This is a genomic window from Chitinophaga cymbidii, from assembly GCF_007992715.1.
In the GTDB taxonomy this organism is placed as follows: domain Bacteria; phylum Bacteroidota; class Bacteroidia; order Chitinophagales; family Chitinophagaceae; genus Chitinophaga; species Chitinophaga cymbidii.
In genome coordinates this window covers 299,223-324,665 of record NZ_BKAU01000004.1, presented here as the reverse complement: position 1 = coordinate 324,665, position 25,443 = coordinate 299,223, and the positions used below count along the sequence as shown (strand labels likewise).

General features: G+C 52.6%; 18 protein-coding genes. 6 read left to right on the top strand and 12 right to left on the bottom strand.

Features of this window, described 5'->3' with window-relative positions:
- Positions 1 to 67: 67 nt before the first annotated feature.
- The 5 genes from CCY01nite_RS17550 to CCY01nite_RS17530 form a co-directional block, all read right to left on the bottom strand.
- Positions 68 to 1,519, bottom strand: a complete 1,452-nt coding sequence (locus CCY01nite_RS17550) for a RagB/SusD family nutrient uptake outer membrane protein (RefSeq protein ID WP_146864547.1) — start codon at positions 1,517 to 1,519, stop codon at positions 68 to 70.
- 24 nt (positions 1,520 to 1,543) lie between these two features.
- The gene (locus tag CCY01nite_RS17545) at positions 1,544 to 4,792 is read right to left on the bottom strand and encodes a TonB-dependent receptor (RefSeq protein WP_146864546.1); all 3,249 of its coding nucleotides are present in this window, start codon (positions 4,790 to 4,792) and stop codon (positions 1,544 to 1,546) included.
- 236 nt (positions 4,793 to 5,028) lie between these two features.
- On the bottom strand, positions 5,029 to 6,213 hold the full coding sequence (locus tag CCY01nite_RS17540; RefSeq protein WP_146864544.1) for a FecR family protein: 1,185 nt from the start codon (positions 6,211 to 6,213) through the stop codon (positions 5,029 to 5,031).
- 77 nt (positions 6,214 to 6,290) lie between these two features.
- Positions 6,291 to 6,890 (bottom strand): RNA polymerase sigma-70 factor, encoded by a 600-nt coding sequence (locus tag CCY01nite_RS17535; protein ID WP_186831123.1) that lies wholly within the window; start codon positions 6,888 to 6,890, stop codon positions 6,291 to 6,293.
- 139 nt (positions 6,891 to 7,029) lie between these two features.
- Positions 7,030 to 9,762 carry a DUF8487 domain-containing protein gene (locus CCY01nite_RS17530; protein ID WP_146864540.1) on the bottom strand — a complete coding sequence of 911 codons (2,733 nt, stop codon included), beginning with the start codon at positions 9,760 to 9,762 and terminating at the stop codon, positions 7,030 to 7,032.
- Between the two features lie 265 nt (positions 9,763 to 10,027).
- On the opposite strand from CCY01nite_RS17530, the gene CCY01nite_RS17525 reads away from it, so the two are divergent.
- Positions 10,028 to 10,309, top strand: coding sequence for a hypothetical protein (locus CCY01nite_RS17525; protein ID WP_146864538.1), 282 nt, complete (start codon positions 10,028 to 10,030; stop codon positions 10,307 to 10,309).
- Here CCY01nite_RS17525 and CCY01nite_RS17520 read toward each other — a convergent pair whose 3' ends face one another.
- On the bottom strand, positions 10,310 to 10,699 hold the full coding sequence (locus CCY01nite_RS17520) for a DUF1801 domain-containing protein (protein WP_146864536.1): 390 nt from the start codon (positions 10,697 to 10,699) through the stop codon (positions 10,310 to 10,312). It abuts the gene before it with no gap.
- 181 nt (positions 10,700 to 10,880) lie between these two features.
- Here CCY01nite_RS17520 and katG point away from each other — a divergent pair, with 181 nt between their 5' ends.
- The 4 genes from katG to CCY01nite_RS17500 all read left to right on the top strand — a co-directional run bounded on the left by katG (position 10,881) and on the right by CCY01nite_RS17500 (position 16,791).
- On the top strand, positions 10,881 to 13,160 hold the full coding sequence (gene katG / locus CCY01nite_RS17515) for a catalase/peroxidase HPI (RefSeq protein WP_146864534.1): 2,280 nt from the start codon (positions 10,881 to 10,883) through the stop codon (positions 13,158 to 13,160).
- Positions 13,161 to 13,376: 216 nt separating this feature from the next.
- Positions 13,377 to 15,146 carry a hybrid sensor histidine kinase/response regulator gene (locus CCY01nite_RS17510; RefSeq protein ID WP_146864532.1) on the top strand — a complete coding sequence of 590 codons (1,770 nt, stop codon included), beginning with the start codon at positions 13,377 to 13,379 and terminating at the stop codon, positions 15,144 to 15,146.
- 154 nt (positions 15,147 to 15,300) lie between these two features.
- Positions 15,301 to 16,311 (top strand): terpene synthase family protein, encoded by a 1,011-nt coding sequence (locus tag CCY01nite_RS17505; protein ID WP_146864530.1) that lies wholly within the window; start codon positions 15,301 to 15,303, stop codon positions 16,309 to 16,311.
- A gap of 189 nt (positions 16,312 to 16,500) precedes the next feature.
- A complete protein-coding gene (locus tag CCY01nite_RS17500) occupies positions 16,501 to 16,791 on the top strand; it encodes a hypothetical protein (RefSeq protein WP_146864529.1) in 291 nt (96 codons plus the stop codon).
- Positions 16,792 to 16,796: 5 nt separating this feature from the next.
- Here CCY01nite_RS17500 and CCY01nite_RS17495 read toward each other — a convergent pair whose 3' ends face one another.
- Positions 16,797 to 18,026 carry an MFS transporter gene (locus CCY01nite_RS17495; RefSeq protein ID WP_146864527.1) on the bottom strand — a complete coding sequence of 410 codons (1,230 nt, stop codon included), beginning with the start codon at positions 18,024 to 18,026 and terminating at the stop codon, positions 16,797 to 16,799.
- Between the two features lie 81 nt (positions 18,027 to 18,107).
- The gene (locus tag CCY01nite_RS17490; protein ID WP_186831122.1) at positions 18,108 to 19,052 is read right to left on the bottom strand and encodes a helix-turn-helix domain-containing protein; all 945 of its coding nucleotides are present in this window, start codon (positions 19,050 to 19,052) and stop codon (positions 18,108 to 18,110) included.
- A gap of 138 nt (positions 19,053 to 19,190) precedes the next feature.
- Here CCY01nite_RS17490 and CCY01nite_RS17485 point away from each other — a divergent pair, with 138 nt between their 5' ends.
- Positions 19,191 to 19,697 carry a hypothetical protein gene (locus tag CCY01nite_RS17485; protein ID WP_146864524.1) on the top strand — a complete coding sequence of 169 codons (507 nt, stop codon included), beginning with the start codon at positions 19,191 to 19,193 and terminating at the stop codon, positions 19,695 to 19,697.
- 27 nt (positions 19,698 to 19,724) lie between these two features.
- Here CCY01nite_RS17485 and CCY01nite_RS17480 read toward each other — a convergent pair whose 3' ends face one another.
- Genes CCY01nite_RS17480 through CCY01nite_RS17465 form a run of 4 tightly spaced genes read right to left on the bottom strand, consistent with a single transcriptional unit; the run spans position 19,725 to position 25,406 of the window.
- Positions 19,725 to 20,831 (bottom strand): glycoside hydrolase family 88/105 protein, encoded by a 1,107-nt coding sequence (locus CCY01nite_RS17480; protein ID WP_146864522.1) that lies wholly within the window; start codon positions 20,829 to 20,831, stop codon positions 19,725 to 19,727.
- 26 nt (positions 20,832 to 20,857) lie between these two features.
- Positions 20,858 to 22,396 carry a family 43 glycosylhydrolase gene (locus CCY01nite_RS17475; RefSeq protein ID WP_146864520.1) on the bottom strand — a complete coding sequence of 513 codons (1,539 nt, stop codon included), beginning with the start codon at positions 22,394 to 22,396 and terminating at the stop codon, positions 20,858 to 20,860.
- Between the two features lie 14 nt (positions 22,397 to 22,410).
- Positions 22,411 to 23,565 carry an Ig-like domain-containing protein gene (locus tag CCY01nite_RS17470; protein ID WP_146864518.1) on the bottom strand — a complete coding sequence of 385 codons (1,155 nt, stop codon included), beginning with the start codon at positions 23,563 to 23,565 and terminating at the stop codon, positions 22,411 to 22,413.
- Between the two features lie 32 nt (positions 23,566 to 23,597).
- The gene (locus CCY01nite_RS17465) at positions 23,598 to 25,406 is read right to left on the bottom strand and encodes a RagB/SusD family nutrient uptake outer membrane protein (RefSeq protein ID WP_222614430.1); all 1,809 of its coding nucleotides are present in this window, start codon (positions 25,404 to 25,406) and stop codon (positions 23,598 to 23,600) included.
- Between the last annotated feature and the right edge of the window lie 37 nt (positions 25,407 to 25,443).

The window sequence follows — 25,443 nt, the reverse complement described above, 5'->3', positions numbered from 1 at the left end:
CTTTTTGTTTGTGTTAGTAAGTAAACCCGGGTATTGCAACCTTGAGATTACTCTCTGCTCGTGACACTCAGTATCCCGGGTTCTGGTCGGTGGAAGGATCAAGCGCCTGGTTGTAGTTCATTTCCGAAAGCGGGATGGGCCAGAGCCAGTTCTTTTCCGTGATGGTCTTGCCTTTCACGGCGCTGATGATCGCCGCGGCCTTGCCCGTGCGTTTCAGTTCCAGCCAGCGTTTGCCTTCGAACTGCAATTCGTAGCCGCGTTCTTGCATAACGAGGGCGAGGAAAGCGTCGTGCGTAGTGTAATCCGCAATGTCAAAATCAACGGGCGATACTGTTTTCGGGTCGTAGCCGTAAGCGCGGCGGTGCACTTTGTTGAGGGCTTCCATCGCTTCCGCCGTAGGCCCGCCGTTCTCATGACTGGCGGCTTCGGCATACATCAACAGCAATTCGGAATAACGGTATACGGGCAGATCAGTGCCCGCACCGCGCTGGCTCACCGCCAGCTTGTCCTGGTACTTGTTGCACACCAGTGAATTGGCGCCCAGACCGATGTTGATGAGGTCCCACATCCCTTTGCGGAAATCCGCATCGTCCCAGTTGCTGTACAGGGAATTTGTGCGGTCGCCGTACACGGCGTACGCGCCGCCGGCAGGGAACAGTTTGGTATCCGGGTGGTTGGTGATCCAGAGTATGTAGTTACCCTGGCCGTCCTGCCGCATGTATTTGATGTAAAATATTTCTTCCTTCGACGTGATCACTTCCGGCCCGTATATCTTCTGATAATCCTCCGTGCTGTCTACCGGTATCAATTCGTATTTGTTCGATACGATCACTTCATTGGCCTTATCCCGCGCTTCCTCAAACCGGTCCAGCTCAAGGTAAACATCCGCCAGCAAGGTCTTGGCAGTCCATTTCGATGGACGGCCGGCTTGCGGGGCAACATCCGGCAGGTTCACTTCCGCATCAGCCAGGTCCGCGAGGATGAGCGCGTAAATGTCCGCTTCGCTGCTTCTCGGCAGGTCTACTTCGTTGATGTTGTTTTCCGTGCGGAGCAGCACGCCGCCCCAGTTGCGCACCAGGTGGAAGTAGTTGAATGCCCGCAGGAACTTTGCTTCCGCCACGTAGCGCGCGATCTCCGCTTCGCTGATGGCGTTGCCGTTGGGCGCATTCGCGATCACCAGGTTGGCGTTGCGGATGCTCAGGTAGAAGTCGTTCCAGAAACCGCCTACGCGGGTGATGTTTACATCATTCAGTCCCTGGAATTCGCTCATCTGCGCCCAGCTGCCGCGGCCGTAGGTGAAGTCGGACTGGCATTCGAGCGTGGCGTAATAGTTCGGCATGGTATTGTAGCGGAGCGGGGAATAAATAGCATTGACGGCTGCTTCCACTTCCGCGGGTGTATTATAGAATGTTTCCACTGCCAGTGACGGCGGATTTTCTTCGAGTGCTTTTTTGCAGGAGGCCAGCAGCAACGGTGCGATGATCGTCAGCAGCAGCCAGGTTTTATGTACATGCTTCATGTCACAATTTTTTCGGTCAAATAATTAGAAGCCGGCCCTGATGCCGAAGGTGAACGAACGCGCAGTGGGATAGCTGTAATAGTCATATCCCTGTGCGGTGGAGTTTTCACCGCCCTGTGAATTCACTTCCGGGTCCCACCAGGAGTACTTCGTGAACGTCAGCAGGTTCTGCCCGCTGGCGTATACCTGCAGGTTCTGCAGCCAGTTGAGGCCCGCCTGCTTTACCGGTACGGCATAGTTCAGCTCTATGTTCTTCAGGCGCATGTAAGACCCGTCTTCCACGAAACGGTTGGAAACCCTCACCGTATTGTTGTAGCTGATACGCGGGTATTTGGCGTTCGGGTTCTCGGGCGTCCAGTGGTTTTCAAAGACTTCGCGCGGCATGTTCAGCCCGAAGCCGTAGTCGATCGTATTGCCGATCGCGCTCATGTTGAAAATATCATTGCCCTGTGAGCCCTGGATGAATATGCTCAACCCGAAGTTCTTGTAAGACATGTTCGAGTTGATGCCGTAGATGAAGTCGGGATTGGGATCGCCGATATAGGTCTTGTCACGCGCGGTAACGGAGCCGTCTTTATCGAGGTCTGTAAAGCGGATGCGGCCGTTCTCATCATACCCTTCTTCCAGGTATCCCCAAAACTGGCCTATCGGCCGGCCTTCCCGCAGGATGTTGCTGTTATCGTTCACGATCACCGCGGTAACGGTACCGCCGAAGATATCGTCGCCACCATAGAGCTTCACCACTTTATTGCGGTTGATGGAGAAATTGGTGTTGAGGTCCCATTTGAAATCACCATCGAAGATCGCGGCGTTGATGCCCAGCTCGAAGCCCTGGTTCTTCACTTCACCCACATTGCGCAGGGTGCGGGTGAAGCCCATGGAGGAAGGGAGGATCACCCTGTTGAGGAGGTCGCGCGTATTTTTCACGTAATAGTCCGCGGTGATCACCAGTCTGTCCCTCAGCAAACCGATATCCAGTCCTACATCCCTTTGCTCGGTCACTTCCCATTTCAGGTTGCCGGGCAACGTGGTACTGGGTGCATAGGTGGTGGCCAGTGCATCGTCGAATACGGTTTTGCCGGAGCTGAGCTGGTTGAGCGTTGCATATGGACTGATGGCCTGGCTGCCGGTGTATCCCCAGCTGGCGCGCAGCTTCAGGTCGGAGAAGAAGCCAAGGTCTTTGATGAAATCTTCTTCAGACAACCGCCATGCGATCGCGGCGGAGGGGAAACCGCCCCATTTGTTGCCTTCGCTGTAGCGGGAGGAGCCGTCCTGGCGGAAGCTGATGGTCGCGAGGTATTTGTTATCGTAGCTATAGTTTACACGGCCCAGAAGCGATACGAGGGCGGATTTGGCGTAGCCTGTGCCTGGAATCCCAGGCGCATCCGCGGAGCCGAGGTCATTGGAGCCGGGCGTATTGCTCAGGAAGCCTACACCGCTGCCGCTGATGAACGTGGTCTGAAAATCCTGGTAGGTAAAGCCTGCCACCGCGGCGATGTTATGTTTCCCGAGGGATTTGTTGTAGCTGATGGTATTCTCGTTCAGGAAGCTGGTGAACTGGCTGGCGCTCACACTCGCGGAGCCTTTGGAGTTCACAAATTTCGTGCTGGTATAAGAATCGGTGCGGTCGTCCCTGTTCTCGATGCCACCGGATATCTTGACGGTCACATCCGGCCAGGGGCGGTAAATGATTGCGGCATTCGCCAGCACCACATTGGCTTTGGTGGTTGAGTTCTGTTCATTGATAAAATTAAGCGGGTTGATGAGGTCGGTGGCAACAAATGGATATGCGCGGGCCAGCACACGGTAGGAGCCGTTATCATTGTAAGGCGTCAGCGTGGGCGGCGCGGAAATGGCGGCGGCGATCATGGAATTGCCCCTGCTTCCACCGCGACTGTCCTTACGGTCTGTTTTCAGGCGGGAAAAGGTGCCGGAAAAAGTGACCGTGAACTTCTTGCTGATCTCGTGGTTGACGTTGGCGCGGAGGGAATAGCGGTCGTAGTCGCTTCCTTCCACAATACCGTCCTGCGCGAACACGCTTCCTGAAAGGGAGAACTGCGTTTTGTCGTTGCCGCCGTTCACGTTCAGGCTGGTGAGCTTCATCGGTGCGGTTTTGAATACCAGGTCCTGCCAGTCGAATCCTTCCCCGAAACCATCAATCTGTTCTTGGGTGAAGAAGGGTTGCTGGTTGTCGTTACGGGCCTGCTCGTTGTAAAACTGGGCGTATTCCTTCGCATTCATCAGGTCCAGTTTCTTGCGGAGGCGTTGTGTGCTGTAGCTGGTTTCAAAATCCACTTTCGTGCGGCCGGCCTTTCCTTTTTTGGTGGTGATCAGCACCACGCCGTTCGCGCCGCGGGAGCCGTAGATCGCTGTGGCGGAGGCATCTTTGAGGATGTCGATCGATTCGATGTCCATGTTGTTGAGCATGGTGGGATTGGTGCCGGAAACCGGGAAGCCGTCCACAACATACAGCGGTTCGTTGCCGCCCAGCACGGAATTGGCGCCCCTGATGCGGACGCTGACGGGACCACCGGGCGAGCCGTTGTTCTGCATCACCTGTACGCCGGTGGCGCGGCCGCTCAACGCCTGCAACACGTTGGCAGCGGGCGTTGCGTTGATCTCCTTCGATTTCACCTGCGTCAGCGAGCCGGTCAGGTCTTTTTTCAGCACCGTGCCGTATCCCACTACCACCACTTCGTTCAGCCCTTCCTGTGAGGGCCGCAGCACGATGTCGAACGTAGTGTTTTCGCCCACGGCGCGTTCTTCCTTCGTAAACCCGAGATAAGTAAATTCCAGCACGGCGTCCGTGTTCTCCACGTTGATGCTGAATTTGCCGTCGGGGTCGGTGAGTGTGCCGGCGGAGGTTCCTTTTACGTGCACCGTAACGCCCGGCAACGGTACGCCTTTATCGTCTTTCACCTGCCCGTTTACGCGCACCGGCTGAACGGTGTCCGCCTTCGGCGCGGGAGGCTGCTGCTCATACAGTTTGATGACCACCGTTTTGTCTACAATGTTGTAGGTCAGCGGCTGCCCTTTGAGGACGAGGCGCATCGCTTCGTCGAGGCTCGCATTGCGCACCGAAACGGATACCGGTCTGGCATTGGCCAGCACCTTGTTACTGTACAGGAAATCATACCCGGTCTGCCTGCGGATATCACGGAACACCTGCTGAATGGCGGCGTCCTTTTTTGATAGCGTGATCTTTTCCTGCGAAAACCCTTCTGCGCTTGTCTCCATGAGAAAAGCCAGCATCAGGAAGCCTGTTAATCGCATACGCCGTAAGATTTTGGAAACGTAAGGACTCTTTATGCATAAGTCTTTGCAGCGTGCATAAATTTGCATACTTTTAAAAAGTTTAGGTGTGGAATGATGATTCTGCCGAATTTTAATGAAGCACCTGAATGGCCGGAGACACTTCCGATGTCCCCGGCTTTTTCATGCATGGCGGAAGGCTATGATCTTTTTGGTTTCATACGTGGTCAGTTTTTAATGATTAAAGAATATGTTGATCAGCGCCGGGCGCTGACTGTCACTTCCTTTCCATTTGTTGAAAAACGCACCTCTCCTGTCAGTTCCAGCATTTTAAACACCTGTGATGCATTTACGTTCTTGCGGATGTTCCCGTTGAGGTAAACCTGCAGGGAATCTTCAAATTTCACGTCCACATCGTACCACCTTGATATCTGCCGCATGACGCTGTAGATATTGGTATTGGAGAAATAGAACTCGTTATTCTTCCAGGCCAGCGCTTCTTCGATGCTGGCTTTCTGTACTTTGATATCCGCCGCCATTACGGCCTGTTCACCCGGAGCCAGCAAAGCTGCTTTGCCGTTGCTGGTGACTTTCACCTTGCCGGTCACCAGCGTTGTTTTAACCGGGGGCTCGTCCCGGTAGGCCATTACGTTAAAGCTGGTGCCCAGCACTTCTATGACTTCGCCGGGTTCCTGCAATCTTACGCGGAAAGGCTGCGCGGCGTTCTCCGCTACTTCAAAATATGCTTCGCCATTGAGCACTACTTCGCGTGTTTTGCCGGGGAAGGCTACCGGGAAACGCAGCGAGGACGCGGCGTTGAGCAGCACGGTAGTGCCGTCCGGCAGGGTGAGCTGGTATTTTCCGCCTCTTGGCGTGGTAAGCGTATTGTATTGAACGATCTGTGAAGATGCGGCTCCCTGCAGGCGGTAAGCGAGTTTGCCGCCGGCCTGTTGTATAACGTTCGTATTGCCTTGTATGGAGAGTGAACCGGCGCTGGTGCTGTCCAGCGTGATGGTGGAGCCGTCCGCGAGGGTTAGCACAGCGTTGTCCGTGCCGGGAGCGATCTCCTGTTGCGGGGCGGCAGCCAGGGTTCCCTGTGGTAGCGGTGTGCTGTTGTTGCGGAAAAGATAGATGCCTCCACCGGCGAGGAGAAGGGCGGCCAGTAAAGCGGCGGCGGCCAGCCATATTTTTCGTGCCGGTTTTGCAGCCGGCAGGGAGGCCGTGCGCCGCAGCTTACGCCCGTGCGACGTATCATCCGCATCATGTGTTGCTCCGGTGTTATGTATTTGTTCCGCCGTTGAACCCGCATCCATATACGCAGCGATATGCTCGTCCAGCACACCTTGCCCGAGGTAGTGAAAAAAGGCTTCCAGCTCCTTGTCGGTAGCCTTGTTTTCCATATACCGCTTCACCAGCAGTTGATAGAATTCTTTGTCTTTCATTGTACGTGGATGCAATATGTGCTCAGTAGGAAGACAAAAAAATAGCGATGAAGGGTACCCCTGGGAGGAAAAAAATTTTACAGGCGGGAAACAAGTATGAGGGCCAGGCCGAAGGAAATACCGAGATCCTTTTCTGCGGCTGATTTCAGGGATTTTATGGAGCGTATCATGTGTTTTTTAACGGCATTCTTCGAGATGCCCAGCCGCGCAGCTACTTCCTCGTAGCTGTGCTCCTGCTCGCGGCAGAGGCGGAATATTCTTCTCGTTTGCAGGGGAAGGGCGTTCAGCACCCGTTCTATATGCTGCAGATACGCCTGCGTCAGCATTTCTTCTTCCGTGTTGTTGCGGAACTGCTGGAAATGGCGGATGATCTCGCCTTTGAGGGCTTCTTCCGAAGCGCCGCGCTTCAGGCAGTTCAACGCATGATTGCGGGCGGCCACAAAAAGGTAACTTTTGAAGGATTGTACTTTGGCTAACTGTTCGCGGGCTTCCCAGATGCGGATAAAGGTTTCCTGGGAGATGTCTTCCGCAAGCGCGGGCAGTTTCACCAGTTGCTGCACAAAGAGCGCTACCCGCCTGTAGTATCGGTCGTACAGGATGGTAAAGGCTTCCTCATTTCCTTTTACAAGGCGGTTCAGCAGTTCCCTGTCCTCATCATATAATATATGCTCCGGCAACAGCGTGGAATTATTGGTGTACTATTAAAGCTACTAAAAAACATCAAAAGAGCGCGGTAAAAATTCAAAAAAGAAAGGCAGCACCGTAGTTCGTGGTGCTGCCTTTCTGCACACGGAAGGCGTGTGCCGCATGAAAACTTTATTTGAACAACGCATCTATCACCGCCGCATCCACCGTAACATCCGGCGCAAATTCATCACTATTCACATACTGTTGCAAACTGTACAAAAGCTGGCGTGCTACCGGCCTTTTATCCAGGCCGTTCCGGAGGTCGGCGCCCGACACCAGCAGGCTTCCCTTCCCTACTTTCGCTTCAAATACCAGCCCGATCTTCCGGGGGCGGTTCCAGTCCGGCACCATCTGCACCAGGGGTTTGAAGGAATAAGGCAGCTTGTCCAGCACCAGCGGTTTTGAATGCCGCACAACGTCCCACCACTGCCAGTTGGAATGGAACTGCGTGGGGAAATGGCGGAGGGCGGGATGCTGCGGATCACAGAGGATGCCTAACAGGTTAGGCGGCATGCCTGACCATACCGTGTTCCACGAAATGCCGGAAAACACCGGATCAGCATCCGAACGAACATCCGCCGTATCGGCCAGCAGCAATACCTTTCCGCCTTTCTCCAAATAACTTTTTACTTTATCGTTCCAACGGTGGGCGATCATCACATCTTTGGACTGCGGCGCTTTCAGTTGCTCCGGGTACACCCATATTCCCCATTTATTGGAGCAGTCCGTTCCCTTGATACCGATCTCCACATCGAGCTTTACCGCTTCCTGTATCCGGTTCAGGGGAACGGACAACTCGCCAAGCGTGAATGGTGCGCCGATGGGGATGTCCGTCTTCGCGAGATCTCCTTCCGCGTATATTGTTCCATCAGGATATTTCAAGGTCCAGTGCGCAACGGCGTCATTGATGGGGGATTCACCGAAGTTGGCGAACTGCGCTGTGGCCTGGAAGGTTTGTCCGTTCGTCCATGTAAAGGAAGTTGTTCTGAGCAGCGGCACCGCCGGGGCCTGGAACCTGCTGAATTCCGCGGCGGTCACATACGGCTTGGGGTCCCAGAAAATATCCACCACGCCCACCGGCGCGGTTCCCTGACCGGGGAAGTCGTTCAGCTGCAACATATGATAGCCACCAAAACCGGGCGTCCGCAGATAGGATTCCACTTCTTCCTTTTTCATGATCACCGAGAACTTGCCGGAGGCAGTTGTAAACTCTTCGGCCTGGTCCAGCATCCTGCTCTCCCGCAGCATTTCGCGGAACAGCTCGTAGTTATAAGGCTTCAGCACGCCGGTATATTTCGGTATCTCTTTAAAGTTGGGATATACGCACCATTGGCCGATCTCGTGGGTGATCATGGGCACTTTGTGCTTGGCTACATATTCGGAGTAGTCGTACCAGGTATCCAGCGGTTTTACGTTGAAGCGGCTCTTCAGTCCTTCTTTCCAGCGGTGCGGGCGGGCGCCGTACAGCACGTTGTAGTCGCTTTCCGGCACGATGGGATAGGCCGCGCTGCCGGTGTACAAATGCCGCGGATCGCGTTCCTTCCAGTGTGTTACCTGCGCGCTCAGGAATTCCTTTACCGTTGGCCCTACCATTTCGTTGCCTTCGCAGAACATGATGAAAGAAGGATGATTGCCGTAAGTGTCCAGTATCCTTTCGCCTTCTTCTTTCAGGAAACGGTTGGTGGCGGAATCTTTACCCACGGTGAACCGCCAGTCGGGGTTCTCCACCTGCAGATACATCCCCAGTTCATCCGCCGCTACAAATGCCGCTTCCGGCGGGCACCAGGAATGGAAGCGCATGGCGTTCAAACCGTAGTCCCGGCAAACGCGGAAGATCCTCGTCCATTCTTCTACTGTGGTATGCGGATACCCCGTCAGCGGGAACTCCGAAGAATTCACCGTTCCCCGGATGAAAGCGGGACGGCCGTTGAATATGAATTGCGTGCCTTTGGTCGCCAGCGACCTTACCCCAACATTCACCTTCTTCTCATCAGCATAATGACCGTCCGCTTCCAGCTTTACTTCAAGCCGGTAGAGGTTGGGATGAAATTCATCCCACAGAAGCAGGCTATCTCCCAGCGCGATCTCCGTGTTTACGATCATCACGGAATCCTTGCCGGAAAATGTGGCGGAAGAAACGGGAATATTTTTGCCGCCGGCAGCGCCGGAAAATGTCAGCCGGCCATTTACGGCTTTTGCAGTAGCATTCCTGATGGTGATCTTTGCTTTTGCTGATCTCTTTGCAGCATCCGGATAGATCTGCACATCGGCCAGGTGCACTTTATCGTACGCCTGCAGCGCTATTTTCCCGATGATGCCGTTCCAGTTCGTCTGCGTTTCCGCGCTGATGGCATGGGCATATTCTATGTCGTATATCTTGTCGTTATTCACGCGGATGCGCACCTTGTTTTTTTCACCGGCGCGGATCAGTGAAGAAACGGAATAAACATGCGGTACGGAAAGGCTTTCCCGTCTTCCCGCCGGCTGGCCGTTGATCCACACCTGTGTTTCCCAGTGCGCGCGTTCAAGGAACAGTTCTACTTCCTTATCCTGCCAGTCTGCCGGCACATAGATCTCTTTTTCGTACCAGGCGATCCCTTTGTATTCAAACGCCCTGGTAAGGCGCAGAGAGGTCATACCCTGGGTCTTGTATCCCTTGCCGCCCTGGTCTGTAGAGCCCGGCAGCGTAATGGTTTCCGCGAGCTGCGGCTGCAACTGTACGCCGTTGCTGTTCACACCGGTTTCAAAGGGATCGAGCTTGAAATCCCAAATGCCTTCGAGCGGTAATACTTTTGTCTGTGCGGAAAGGCGTGTATTCCATAACGTTATTGCGGAAAGCAAAATGAATAAGGATCTGAGCATGCTGTCTTTAATTATGTGCGTTCAGCGCCCGTATTCATAACGTGGGTATCCGGGCGGTTTATAGCTTCAAACCTACTTCCCGCGCGGGGATCATGCAATGGGGAATATCATGGAAAAGATGGATTATTTTATGGACTGTCCGTTTCCGGACACCGGAGGCACGCCAACGAACGATTATCAGAAAAAAAAATACATAAACAGCTTGATCTGTGCGGCGTTCAGATATGGCAGCCTTCTTGTGGTGCGGTTATCATAACATAAAACCATGAGCCACATTGTCATTCCCATTCCTCCCCTTCCGGGCAAGCAGGAAATAAATGTTGAAGTAACGATCAACAATCAGAAGCAGCAGCTGCACTACCGGGTGGAGTTGTTTTACTGGGACGATTGCTCTAATCCCATGGGGCACCGGGCGGATTGCATCAGTGAAATGCTGGCGCAGCATGATCCGGAGTGGATGGTGTATTATATCGGTGCGCCGACGGACAAATTTGTGCCGATCACTTTCGTGAGTAAGGAGAGCAGGAAGTTGTTACAGAAGGTCTGACTACAGCAACCGTTCCAGCACGCCCTTGCGTTTGACGATGTTCTTGTAATCCCACTGTATCTCCGCGGACTTGTCCAGCCAGCGTTGCAGCAGCTCCGTATCCACCTGTTTTACATCCGTATAACGGGCCACCGCGGCCTTGAAGCTTCCGTCCGGCAGCAAACCTTCTTCCTCAAAAGACTGCCCGCTCCAGAACATCAGGCGGACGGAATCTTTCAGTTTACTATACCCGACGATCGGGTTACCGTTCAGAAACCAGACCGGATGCCGGTGCCATATCTTACTTTCCGCGCCGGTGAGATGTTTATCTATTTCCTGCGCCAGCTTTTTGCAGATCGCTTTATCCGCCGCCGTCATTGCATCGTTATATGCCTGTATTTCCTTTTCCATAGTACGGAAGATACCGTAAATAAGTTAAATTCACAGAAGCGAAGCAGCAGCATAAGAATAGATTTAAACTATTAAAAGATAGAATCAATTGATCCTGTCTATATCTTCAATAGCCTAATTTTACCATCCTGCACAAATGCATGAGCAGGTAAATGTTCTTCACGACCACAAAATTATAAAGATGGAAAAAGACTCAAAAGACATCAGCAAGTGCCCATTTCATAATGGCAGCCTGAAGCAGAACGTTGGCGGGGGCGGTACCCGGAACCGTGACTGGTGGCCCAACCAGTTAAAGGTAGGCATCCTGCGCCAGCACTCGTCCTTATCCAATCCACTGGATGAAGGTTTTAACTATGCCGATGCTTTCAAAAGCCTCGACCTGGAAGCGGTGAAAAAAGACCTGCATACGCTCATGACCGATTCGCAGAGCTGGTGGCCGGCGGACTTCGGGCACTATGGCCCCTTGTTCATCCGCATGGCATGGCATAGCGCAGGCACCTATCGTGTGGGCGACGGTCGCGGTGGCGCGGGATCGGGGCAGCAGCGTTTTGCGCCGCTGAACAGCTGGCCGGACAATGTGAGTCTTGATAAAGCCCGCAGGCTGCTCTGGCCCATCAAGCAAAAGTACGGCAACAAGATATCCTGGGCGGACCTGCTGATCCTTACCGGCAACGTAGCGCTGGAATCGATGGGCTTTAAGACATTTGGCTTTGCGGGTGGACGGGAAGATGCCTGGGAACCGGATGAAGATGTGTACTGGGGCGCAGAAACCACGTGGCTAGGCGGCGACCTCCGTTATGCGGACGGCTCCGAGGGGGTACCGAAAGAACATGGGGTATTGTCATCCGATGACGATGCGGACGGCCACATCCACCAGTCCCGCAACCTGGAAAAACCGCTTGCGGCCGTGCAGATGGGATTGATCTACGTGAACCCCGAAGGTCCCGACGGCAACCCTGATCCGATTGCGGCCGCCAAAGATATCCGCGACACTTTCGGCCGCATGGCGATGAACGATGAAGAAACAGTAGCGCTGATAGCCGGCGGGCACAGCTTTGGCAAAACCCACGGCGCCGCGCCTTCCACACACGTAGGCAAAGAGCCGGAAGCCGCGGGCCTCGAACTGCAGGGCCTTGGCTGGAGCAACAGCTATGGTTCCGGCAAAGGCGCGGACACCATCACCAGCGGCCTTGAAGTGATATGGACGAAAACACCGACCCAATGGAGCAATAACTTCTTCGAAAACCTGTTCGGCTTCGAATGGGAACTGACCAAAAGTCCCGCCGGCGCGCATCAATGGGTGGCGAAAGACGCGGAAGGCATTATTCCCGACGCTTACGACGGTACCAAAAAGCATTTGCCGACCATGCTTACTACCGACCTTTCCTTACGGTTTGATCCCGCTTACGAAAAAATATCACGGCGCTTCCTGGAAAATCCCGATGAATTTGCGGATGCTTTCGCCCGCGCCTGGTTCAAATTAACGCACCGCGATATGGGTCCCCGTGCGCGTTACCTCGGTCCGGACGTACCGGCGGAAGAACTGCTCTGGCAGGACCCGATCCCGGAAGTGGACCATGTATTGACCGATGCGAATGATATTGCGTCCCTGAAAACAAAAATACTGGCAGCCGGGCTCAGCGTGCCGGAACTGGTTTCCACCGCATGGGCTTCCGCTTCCACCTTCCGGGGTTCGGACAAGCGCGGCGGCGCCAACGGCGCCCGCATCCGCCTGGCCCCGCAAAAATTCTGGGCAGTTAATAATCCGCCACAGCTGCAGAAAGTACTGGCTGCGCTGGAGAACATCCAGAAAGAATTCAACGGCGCACAATCCGGCGGTAAAAAAGTTTCGCTGGCCGATCTGATCGTGCTGGCCGGCTGCGCGGGTGTTGAAAAAGCGGCGAAAGACGCGGGACATGCCGTTACGGTCCCCTTTACGCCCGGCCGGATGGACGCTTCGCAGGAGCAAACCGATATTGAATCCATCGGCCACCTCGAGCCGCTTGCCGACGGCTTCCGCAATTACCGCAAAGCAAAATTCCCCGTGTCCACCGAATCATTGCTGATAGACAAGGCGCATTTGCTCACGCTCACAGCGCCGGAACTGACCGTACTGGTCGGCGGCATGCGTGCGCTGAACACGAATTTCGACGGTTCAAAGCATGGCGTTTTCACAACGCGCCCCGGCCAGCTGACCAATGATTTCTTTGTGAACCTGCTGGACATGAACATCGCATGGAAAGCCGCATCGCTGGACAATGAGCTGTATGAAGGCAGCGACCGCGCTACCGGCGCCATCAAATGGACGGCCACCCGGGCTGACCTTGTATTTGGCTCCAATGCGGAACTGAGAGCGGTTGCAGAGGTTTATGGAAGCGCGGATGCGCAGGATAAATTTGTGAAAGATTTTGTGGCGGCGTGGAATAAGGTGATGAATTTGGACAGGTTTGATCTCGTTTGACGGGACCTGACAGATATCTTAAATCGAAAGCCCCTGGTGACGGGGGCTTTCGATTTTGTGCCGGAAATACACATAACAATTCATTAAACACATTCCTGTTGAAAATCAATGGATAAACAACAATACGGCCCTTTCCATTCACAGATGATTAACATTAATATGCGTATTCAACTGAAGAATTGATGTATTTTCGGTCACTAATTACCCTTCACCGGCATGATCCAGCCCAAAATATTGCGCCCGCTTCTGATACCTGCAGTTGTAAGAAAGCGGTGTTATGCGCTGGTAAACGCAGGGGTTGTTCCCGGCGAGCCTGAGCAGAACAAACGAACCCGGGTCATCAACATATCGAGCCTGATCGCAGCTTCGCTGGTATTCTTCTTCGGCGGCCTGCTCACCATCCTTTCCGGGCGAACGGTGATCCTGTACCCGGCAATACCGGAAACATTACTGTTCACAAGCGTTATCCTGCTCAACTACCGGCGGCAGTATTTTTTATCCTCCCTCATATGGCATTTCACCTTCTGCTCGGCCACGCTGATCTTTGGCGTGATGCTCAGTACCGTCATTGATGCCACGCACATGGCGGGCTACCTGATCGGAGGGCCGTTGCTGATCTTTCCCCGGAAAGAAAAAAAGCTGCTGGCCGCCTGCATCTTTTGTTCCGTTGCGGCGCTGGTGGGCATAGAAGTCATTACCCAGCTGCGCATCATTCCGCCGCTTGAAATTGAAAGCAGCCTCTATCCCCTGTTCCGGGTGGCAACATGGTCAACCGTGATCCTGCTGAATGTTGTGGTGATCCTCTTTTATCTTCAACAGAACAATGTGCTGATCGGCAAGCTCAGTAATGCGAATGCCAAATTGAGCAATGCCGCCGTCAAGCTATCGAAGGAAAGCTTTTACAAAACGGTTTACGTCAATGAAACCACCCACGAGCTGCGCTCTCCGCTGAACGCGCTCTATGCGATCAACAAGCTGCTGCAGGATGAGGACCTTTCGGACGAGGACAGGAAGCGCATGCATGAGAGCATCGATTATTCCGTGAACCAGGCGCTCGAGATCATCAATAACGTACTGGCGCTGGCGAAGATCGAATCGGGACAAACCATTCCCGTGAACATCCAGCCATTGAATGTGCGCGACTGGCTGCAGGATGCGGTGCAGCTCTTTGCTTACCAGGCCTCCGTTAAAAATCTCGTGATCACTGCTGCTGTACGACCCGGCACGCCGGAAACGATCAATTTTCCGCGCATACAGGTAACGCAGGTGCTGAACAACCTGATCAGCAACGCGCTGAAGTTTTCGAAAAAGGACACGGAGGTGAAGATAGAGGTGCATGCAGCCGGGGAGTTTTGGTACATCACCGTGCAGGACAGCGGCACGGGCATGACCGACGATACGCTGGCGAAACTATTCACGCCATACATGTCATCCACCGAAAACAATCCTTCCGGCACGGGCCTGGGCATGCACATTGCGTTAAAGATCGCCGAGCAGCTGGGAGGCAGCCTCACGGCAGAAACGAAGATCGGCACGGGAAGCAGGTTCACGGCAAAATTCAGAACAGACCTGGCGGTATCGCCGGTTTTATATACAGCGCCGCAGGTCAACGCCATGTATCCGGCGAAGGTGCTGATCATTGACGATGACATCATCGGTTCGCGGCTTTACGGCAAAATGCTGACCGGCATGGGCTGCACGGTAGAAATAGCGCATACAGGCGCGGAAGGGCTGCGGATGGCGGAACAGAACCGCCCGGATATTGTTTTCCTGGACATGCGGCTGCCCGATACGGACGGACGGGAGCTGCTGCAGGTCTTCAAAAGCCATCTTTCCCTGTATGCGGTGCCGGTAGTATTTGTAACCGGCAGCAACCTGCGGGAAGACAAAGTGGCGGCCTGGGACCTTGGGGCGGATGATTACGTGGTGAAACCCATGCAGCTTTCCACCCTTACGAGGATTCTCCGGGAGTTTACGCCCCACTGATGATACGGTACGTATAATATTGCAAGAAGCCTGTGCAGCAAGCGCAGGCTTCTTTTTTCGATAATGCCCTGTCTTTTGCGAACCTACCTTTTATCGCCTTATTTATATATATTGATTTTGTAATCTATAACAGTAACCATTAAACGAAAAGTTTATGTACTCCATTATTCTTCCAAAACGGCTTTACTGCCCGTTCCCGTCCCGTATCAACAGTCATGTGCTTGCAGCGGATGCCCACACCGTACAATGGATACGGAAATTCGGCCTGCTTCACACCGAGCAGCAGATCCAGCAGTACCGCAAAGAAGGCTATGCCTACATGGTAGCGCGCATGTTCCCGAATGCGGACCGGGAAACGTTGTGCGCGTATTCTGATCTGAACACGCTGCTGTTTCTCGTAGATGATTTCCTGGACCAGCAGGACGCGATGGTGTCCGGTGGTCACGACAGCGCATCGGTAGAGCAATTTAGCCGGCATTTTGTGGCCATTCTCGAAAACCCGTCCATCGCGCATCACAGCAAGGAGCCGGTATTTGCCGCGCTGGCCGATCTGTGGGAAAGGCTCATCCGCCTCGGCACGCCCGAATGGCTGGAAAAATACAAGAAGAGCCTGTGGCGTATTTTTCATGCGGCGCTCTGGCAGCATAAAAACATCGAAGCCGGGCGATGGCCGTCCGTAGAAGATTACATGGCCCGCCGGCAATATATCGGCGCGGCGAATGTGGCGACGGACTGCGTGGAAATGATCGACCGCATTACGTTGCCGGCGGATGCCTGGGAGCATCCGGTATTGACGGAACTGACGGAGTTATGCCGGAACACGGTATGCTGGGCCAACGATCTGTTCTCCCTTTCGAAGGAACGGGAAAAAGGAGAATATCATAATCTCGTAACGATCCTTGCGCATGAAAAGAACACTTCCCTCAACAAGGCGATCAGCCGGACAATCGCCATTCATGATCACCAGGTGCGGCGGTTCATCCGGCTGACCGCTACCCTGCCCTCGTTCAACGAGGCGGTGGACATGGAGATCGTCAGGTATGTGGAGGGTCTGAAAGCGATCATGCGCGCGAATATCGACTGGAGCAACCATGAAACGAGCAGGTATCATTTCCAGTACGCGGACCTGGCGCCGGTTCCGGCAAACGCTCCTTATACGGTATAATTTCCACTGGGCTGACTATAAAAGGCGCAGAGAACCGCGTTGTTCCCATCACCTACCCGGGAGGGAGTGCCCTTTTTAGTCAGCCCTCTTTTCTAGTCAGCTCTCCTTTCCAAAAAAATTTTTCCGCAATAAAAATACGCATTAACTTTGTAATGCAAAGTACTTTTTAATCATCATAATAACACAACTATGATCACACAAAACAAAAGATTGCTCGGCATCCTGATCGCGGCGGCGCTGCTGTTGCTGATACCATTGGTAGCCATGCAGTTCACGGCCGAAGTAAACTGGTCGCCATTCGATTTCATTGTTGCCGGCGTACTGTTATTCGGCACGGGGCTGCTGTGCGAGCTGGTGATAAGAAATGTAAAGAAGACGGAATACCGGATCGCGATCGTTGTGGGGATACTGGCGGCGCTGGTATTGATCTGGATAGAGCTGGCCGTGGGCATCTTCGGGACGCCGCTGGCGGGAAGCTGACTTATCTATGCTGTCAGCTGCTTCCGGTCCGCCGTTTCGAAGACAACACTTTCCCCCGTCTTCCATTTCGTTTTTACGATCAGCAGCAGCGTGCCGATGATCAATACCGCGTAAGCTACGCCTAAGGCCGTCTGATCGGTGATAGACACCACCTTCACCAGTAAAGTGCTTAAAATGGAAGTCACCACCGAAAAGCCGCCCCCTACGAGGCCGGTAGCCTTGCCGGCATATTGCGGGAAGCGCGTGAGGCAATACGACATGAGGTTATTAAATATGAAACCACCGGTGCTGTGCAGCAGAAATACATAGAGCATCAAGGTCACCAGGCTTTGATGATAAAAAGTGCTGATGATGATCACAGTGGCCAGCACCACCTGCAGGCCGGACGCGATGACCAGCTTTTTTACGAACGGTTGCCGGATCAGGATGCGGGAGATGGTGCCGCCTGTCATCACCGACACGCCTGAAAACAGGGCGCAATACCCCGTTACCGCCGGTGAGAGGTGCAGGCGGTGCTCGATCAGGAATGGACTGGCCATGCCATACAGGAGGATCATGGCGTAGGTAAATCCAAGTATTCCCATGCCCGCGCTGAAATCCGGCTTTTTGATCATATGGAAGTAGCTGTCCGCTATCACCCGCACACTAAGCGGTTGCGGCGCTTTTTGCGATTCGCCGCCGGTAAATATTTCAACGATAAAAAACAGCAAGCTGAAACATCCCAGGAAAATAAAATTGGAAGTCCATCCCCAGGTCGTCTGAAAAAAACCGCCGAGGAACGGCGCTACGATCGGGCCGATAGCCCAGATAACAGAAAACAGGCTGGTGTACTTCTTCAGCTGGTCACCGCGGTACATATCCACGAAAAAGCTGCGTTTGCTCACGATGATGACCGCCACCGCAAAGCCTTGTACGACACGCATCACATATATCAGCGGCAGGTTCTTTGTATAGGCGATGAGAAAGCTGGAAGCGCTGAACACGAGCATTGCCGCCAGGTTGGGCCGGTAGCGGCCGTACGTATCGATCAGGCCGCCTACGATCAATTGTGAAACGCCGTAGCTGATGATGAACAGCGAAAGCGTCAGCTGGATGGCCGCCGGCGTAGTGTTCAGCTGCACCGCCATATCCGGCAGGGACGGGATATATACGTCCATCGCGAAGCCGGATAACGGTATTAAACCTAATGCAACGTATGTGTTCCACCGTATATTGGATTCGTTGATAGTCCTCATGGTAAATGGCTTTTGGCTGTGCAAAGATAGACCGCCGCGCCTCCATGCGTGTTATATCATTCAAAGAGATACTTATACAAATCAAAGGTGAGCAGCCGGGGTCATTTTTTGCTGCCTGAACTCCTGCGGGCTGACGCCGGTAAACTGCTTGAAGTACTTGTTAAAGTGGGAAGGATATTCGAAACCAAGCGCATAGGCCACCTCGGCAATGTTCCAGTTGGTATTTCTTAACAAGGCCCGCGCCTCTGCTACTACGCGCTCGTGGATGATGGTGCGGGTAGTTTTCCCGGAATGCTTTTTCACCACGCTGTTCAGATGGTTCACATGCACGTGCAGCAGGTCGGCAAAGTGTGCCGGGGTCAGGAGTTTTAAGGAACTGTCCGGCGAATCGACCGGGAATTGCAGGTTCAGGAGTGCAAAGAAATCATTCACCAGCCTGTCCCGGATAACAGCCGGCTGACCGGTCTGTTTTTGCTGCAGCCGGATGCCTTCGTGAATGAGCAATTGCAATATGTTCCGGATCATTTCCCTTTTAAAGGGATAAGCCGATTCCTGCAGGGATTGCATTTCAGCGAAATACATCGTTAGCCGGCTTTTCTCTTCCTCCGTAAGCGCCACTACCGGATGCAACGCGGCGTTAAAGAGCGGGCTGGCGTACTGCACGTCCGGCGGAACAAGTCCTTCTATAAAAGGCTTGTTAAAAAAAACGCTGTAGCGGCTGGCGGAGTGACAGGGTATTTCGATGGATGCCGGCACGGAAGGATGCGTGAAGATGATGCAGGGTTGCTGCAGCTGTATTTCTTTATCATGATACACCAGGGTGCCTTTGTTTTTGCCGGTGCCGCTGCTGAGGCAGATCTTGAAGTAGTCCCGCCTGTTGAAGGGAGTTTTGCGGGTGGCGGTAACGGCCAGCCTTACATTGAAGTGCCCGGTGCCGGCGGGATGGTGCAGCAGGTCTGCGGGGACCTCCTGCCCTGTTCTCTGGTAGTATTGGATGAGGCTTTCGGTGGGGATTGTTTTTTCCATGGCAGCAGTTATATAATTCAAAGGTAGGATTTTTGCTGCTTTTATCATCCGGCCAGCCAGCTTTTCAAGTGTCAAATTTGTGATCCGCCTTTTTCAATTTTGCACTATTTTTAACAGGACCATGCTTACACGTTACTTATGAAATATATCATCATCATCTCCACAGCTTTACTGACGATCGCCTCCGGATGCTCCAAATCAAAAATGGAAAATGACGGGGATAAAGAGGACACATTCACTTTCCGGGCTAAAAAGAACGGTGATCACTGGGCGGTGAATACCGCGCTGGGCTTTCGCCAAAGCAACGACAGCACCTATTACGTGGAAGGATGGGGAGAAAACAACGAACGGATAACGTTTGATTTCAAAAGAAGCCCCACGTTCACTGGAAAGTTAGAGAAGTTTGGCGCCGGCGTGATCGTTCCCAATTGCGAGCACTGTGCCGGTATCATCGCTAAATACAGCCTGGATTCCACCAAAGAAAACCGCCTTGAAATAGTAGGATTTGATACTATTGAAGGACGCGTCCTCGGAAAATTCTCCATCCATCTTAAAAAGGACAGTATATACGCTGGCCCATTCACGGAGGAATTCAATAAGTATGAAGGAGTATTCAGTGTGGTGTATAAAGAAACGACGCCATAGCAGATAACGAACCAGCGCAAGGGCCTATCATTTATCCATCAGCGCCGCCGAACACCACAGATATGGCGCTTGTCCATGAAAATCACCTGCATTGCGCGGACGGTTGGCGTAGTGCGCTTTATCATTCTTCTTGCCCGTACCAATACACACTTCGGTCACATTTTTGCGTTCGTCGATATACGGGACCATGGCCATCCAGGCTTTCCGTGCGGCGGGGCCGTATTCCGCGGCATCTAACCAGCCTTGTTGAATACCCCGGATAAACGCATAGGTGAACATGGCCGTTCCGGATGTCTCTGCCCAAAAGTCCGGCTCATCAATCAACTGGTTCCACATCCCTTCTGGTCTTTGGTAATCCTTCAGGCTTTTCATCATGGCGAGGTAACCTGCCATAATACGCGGCCTGTCCTTGTGGTCTTTGGGCAGATCACGCAGCAGGTCGGCCATCCCTACAGCCATCCAGCCATCTCCCCTTGCCCAGTATAAAGGAACATCCGGTGCATGATAGAAAAGACCGTTGGGGCGTTGCAATTCATCCAGGTACAGCACCATTTCCTTTGCCGCGCGATCAATATATTTTATATCTCCGGTAACTTTGTATGCCTCCCTTTGTACAACGGTGATCATGTACATATCGTCAATCCAGAGGCGTGTCTGCCAGGAATACCCTTTTTCACTCCATGCTTTCTCGGCCGGTGTTGCATTTTCCGGCACGTTCCACTGGGCATCAGCATAAGCCAGTCCCATATCCCGGTACCGGTTATCTTTTGTTACCTGGTAGAGTTTGAGTGCAATACTTCCGAACATATTATAATCCACATGGTTCATGGGCGGCAGCAGCGCCTTTTCCCTGCCAAAGAAGGGCTCGAATTTACGCTGCAACAGTTTGACAAGCTGCTGGTCCTTTGCTTTCAGCGCATAGTCCAGTGCGCCGTTCCATGTACAAACTTCGGCATAATGTATCCATCTCGCTGCATACAGATCATGCCTGCTGTCAATGAAATGATATGCCAGATCTTTCCCAACCTCTTTCGGCGCAAACCCCTTCGGGAAACCCGACAGGAAATTCTGCTGCGCGGATACACCCTGAATAGAAAAAACGGTTAGTAACGATAAAAACAAATTTTTAAACATAAAGCTATTTTTCGATGAACCATTGATCAATCTTTAAATCTGAATGCAGATACCTCCGCCAGGCCGGGTTGACGCTGCGCATCATAACCGGATTTGGGAGCCAGCCTGAAATAGCGGAACTGCTTGCGTTGGGGCAGATCTATGTATTGCTTCAACAGATCGATATTATTGAGGGTAAACACACCAAGGTTTTCCCAGGAATTGTTGTCATTACTGATCAGCAACTGCAGTTCCTTTATTTTGCGGTCACCTTCTTTCTGATTGATGATAAAGCCATCAACCCCGGATCCTTCTCCCATATCCACGGTCACCCAATGTCCGGGATAATCCGTTGGATCGGAAGAATACCGCGCAATCCAGAAAGTAGCGGTATTATTATCTATCAGGCGGGATGCCAAACGGCTGTTGACGGTTTCCTCCGAGCTGAATGCGGCAATGGCCCATTTCGTCTTGGGATATATGTATCGCCATTTCTCGCCGGATGGGCGGTTTTGCGGTATGGCAATATTCGCCGGGGCCCCGAAGTTGGGGGACCCGTCAACGTTCCAGGTAAAGCGCTGGATACGCGGGTTGCGGCCGTTACCGTCGCCCCCGCCCGCGCGGGTACGTGCATGGTAAATGATCCAGTCTTCCTTGCCGTCGGGCGATTTAAAAAAGCCATTGTGTCCCGGGCCATATGCGCCGCTTTCTGCTCTCATGGAAAAAACAGGCTGGTCCTTCTTCGTCCAGTCGGAAGGATTCATAGGATTCCCGTTTTCTTTAAGTGTGAGCAATCCCAGGCAGTAGCCATCTACCCAGTAGCCGCTGCCGGAATACACCACAAATACCCGGCCCTGGGGATTGATCAGCACCTGTGGTCCTTCATTGATAGGGTTGCCTTTCTTTTCCCAATCATAGGCAGGCGAGGATATGATCACTTTTTCGCCCGAGATGGTCCAGGGGTTGCTCATCTTTGCAATATAAATATGCTGCGGCGGCGCCCCGGCATTACCTCCCGACCAGAGCATATACATCTGGCCGCCATGCTCTAATACTGTGCCATCGATCGCCCATTGATTTGACGGGTCGGATATTTTCCCCTTTATCAGCCAGTTCCCTTCTACAGGAGTAGGCGAAGCATTCTCAAGCACATACATGCGATGGTTGGCATTCGCGCCGTCATCGGCTGCAAAATAAAAATACCATTTCCCATCGATCTCGTGAAGCTCGGGCGCCCACAGGTTCTTTGAATAAGGCTGACCGGAGGGAGGCGTCCAGACTTCGTGCCTGCGTGCCGATGCAAGCGATGACATGTTTTTTGTTTCCAGGATAACCAGTTTGCTGCCCTGGGTATAAGTATAGTAGTATGTCCCGTTTTTTTCGATCACCCAGGGATCAGCGCCGCCGGGCATGATCGGGTTGGTAAATGTACTGTCTATCGTGAATGCGGATAAATCACCACCCCCGGATGACGGGGGTGGGTTTTCCGGCGGCGGCGGTCCGCCAGGAGTATCCGATGATTTATGGCAGGCATTGCCTATTAATGCAATGCTGAGCATACATACCGCGACTATTAATCGTTTCATAAAATGCATTTTACTTAGGGCGTTACACCAAGATATAACTCCTGTATTTGTACCGTATTGCCCTGTGATGTGTACGATGCCTGGTTAAAACATTGTGCTTTCTGCGCATAGAATTTCAGGTAACGGTAGTTGGATTTTGGCAGGGGTATATTAACAGACTCCTCCACGGATGCTGTTGCGGCATCGGGAATAACCACATCTGTTGCGATCACCTCGAAATTTGTACCATCGTTGCTGCCTGATATTTCATCAAATGCGTACCATCTTATGAAGGTTTGGGTGATGTTCCTGTGACGTATTCTAAAGTAGTTCACATCCTGGGCCGTCTTCATGTCTACAATAAAATAAATAGCTGATCCGGAAGGCACACTTACCTTGGTGGTAGTACCGGATGTTTTACCCGGCCTTACGAGGCAGAAATTGGTGGCAAGATCACCGTCAATGGCGGCCGACAATGAATTTCCTTCCGGGTTGTTGGTGGCTATCATCAGCTCATGGGAGGCTGTCATCGTCCAGTCAGCCCTTGAGTAATCGCCGCTAAAGGGCATTACCTGCACCGTCAGCGTAGCCTTAACAGATGGATTTTGTTTGGATGCAACGGTGATGGTGGCCGTTCCCAACGAAATGCCTTCCAGCAGGCCTTCCTCATTTACTGCAGCCACAGCCGCATCAGAAGAGGTATAATCCAATCCGTCATTTGCATCAGCCGGCGTAAGCGTAATCTGACCAGGCAAGCTGAGCGTTTCTCCCTTTTTCAGTTCCAGTTCGGATGACAGGAACTGGATACCTGTAGCCGGTACAATAATCTTGTTTACTACTGTTACCGTAAATTCAACGTTCTTTCCGCCTACTGATATGGTAATGTCTGCAGTACCTTCGGTATTGGCTGTTACCACGCCCATACCGTTTACCGAGGCCACATCCGGGTTGGAGGAAGAAAAGTTCTCCGCCCGGTCCGTTGCATTTTCGGGCAGTACGGTCACTTTCCAGCCAGCATCGAGCGTAGTGCCTTTCAGCAGCGTAACGCCGTTGCCAAGCTCTTCGCTTATCGTAATACTTTCCACACCCACTTCGTTTACCTCCAGGAAACTTTTTCCGCAGCCTGCGAGCAACAGGCCGAACAGCAGGAACGTAGCCGCAAATGCGAATACTTTATTATTGTTCAACATACAATTCAATTTAAAGTAGATAGTTTTTTATGTTACCAGCCGGGATTCTGTACAAGGTTTTTACTTCTCTGCATTTCGGCCAGCGGTATAGGAAACAGGTAGTTCTTACGTTTGAAGCTACGGGTCTGTACCTTTCTGCGTACATGATATGCCGCTTTATTCCCATCCGGGGTCATACCTGTAAAATCACCGCCCTGACCACCCTGGTCGGGCGTATTTTCGGCTATCATCCAACGGCGTACATCGAAATAACGCTGACCTTCGGTAGCCAGCTCTATACGTCTTTCGTGGCGTATGGCTTCGCGCTGCAACTCCTGGTTGCCTGCTATGGCAGGGTTCAGATCTTCCAGCTTCGGCAGGCCGGCACGTTCCCGTATCAGGTTAACGTATTTGAGCACATCCGGATCTGAAGGCGACACTTCATTGAGCATTTCGGCATACAGCAGGTAAAACTCTGCGAGGCGGAAGATGATGGAAGGTCTGTACATGGAGGTTACGCCCGGAGAACGGCCATACACCGTACGGTTCATTCTCTTGTATAAAAGATATCCGGTAAACGGGGCGCCATCGCCTACCGAGTTATCCGAATTACCACCTTTGTAAAACTGCACCTCATTGTTGCTGATATGCCATTTTTTGCCGGAAAAAGTGATCGTGTTATAAAAACGCGGTTCACGCCCGATATACATTTTGGAAACTTCTACTCCATCCAGCGTACCAAAACCGATTTCGCTGTATGAAGGAGATGCCTCAAGGAAAGCAGTGCTTTTGGCAGGATAACCGTCCGACATATAAAAATCATCAACGAGCTCCTGCAATACGTGAAAGCCGCCAAGACCAGAAGGCTCGCTCCTGGGGGTGGCGTACTGGTCAAAACCACCACCGTTGTAGGCTTTCCAGGATGTGGCCGAGTTGGCCCAGATAATTTCCGTATTGTACTGCTGGAACAGTTCGTATACAGATTTAGCGGGATCGAAAGTGCCGCTGTTTCTATAAAGCTGATACCGGCCGCCCTGCTCAGCATATTCAATAAGATCTTTACAGGTCTGCATAGCTTTCTGCAGCTTGCTTTCGTCGCGGTCAGGGAACAGGCGTTTGCCGTCTTTGTTCGTTAATTGTCTTCCTTCGGCAAACCCTCCGTTGAAGAGCGGGCTGGCGGCATAGGCCCACAGTTTTGCCCGAACGGCCAATGCAACGCCCTTCGTGGGAACGGCACGATAGGATTCATTGTTGTGATAAGGTTCCTGCTCCATGCCCTGCATAGATGCCAGCAGTTCCGCATCGATAAAGTTTATCACTTCATCGAGCGAATTCCGGGGCAGGTCCAGCTCATCTTCCAAAGTCATGGAATGGTCCACAATCGGTATGGGGCCATAAAGCTCCATCAGGTAATAGTGGTACAGCGCCCTCATAAACCGCACGTTGGCTTTGTAACTTTCTACTTCCGGCTCGGTAAGTACTGCTGCGCCGGGGCCGCCTTCTTCAACAATGGGCCTTACCTGTTCCAGGAATATATTGGCCTGACGGATACTTTCGTAAAGCTTGCCCCACCTTTGCGCGGCGGAGTTGGAGGAGTTCCACTCGTTATATTTTCCCGAGTTGTTGGCCAGCCTTGTATATATCTCATCAGCGTAAGCAGTCCACGGGTTGCCCATACCGTCTGTTTCTACCCATATCATGGAATAGTCGGGGCGGTTGGCAAAAACCTGGGAGTACCACTTCCTGGTACGGTCCACGTTATCGAATACCTGGGAGATATCGCTGATACCGCCTGCCAGCTCATCGGACACATCCAGATACTTACTACAGGAAGTAAAATATCCCAGGGAAAGAGTTATCAAAAGTGTATTTATAATTTTTGTTTTTTTCATTCGTAAA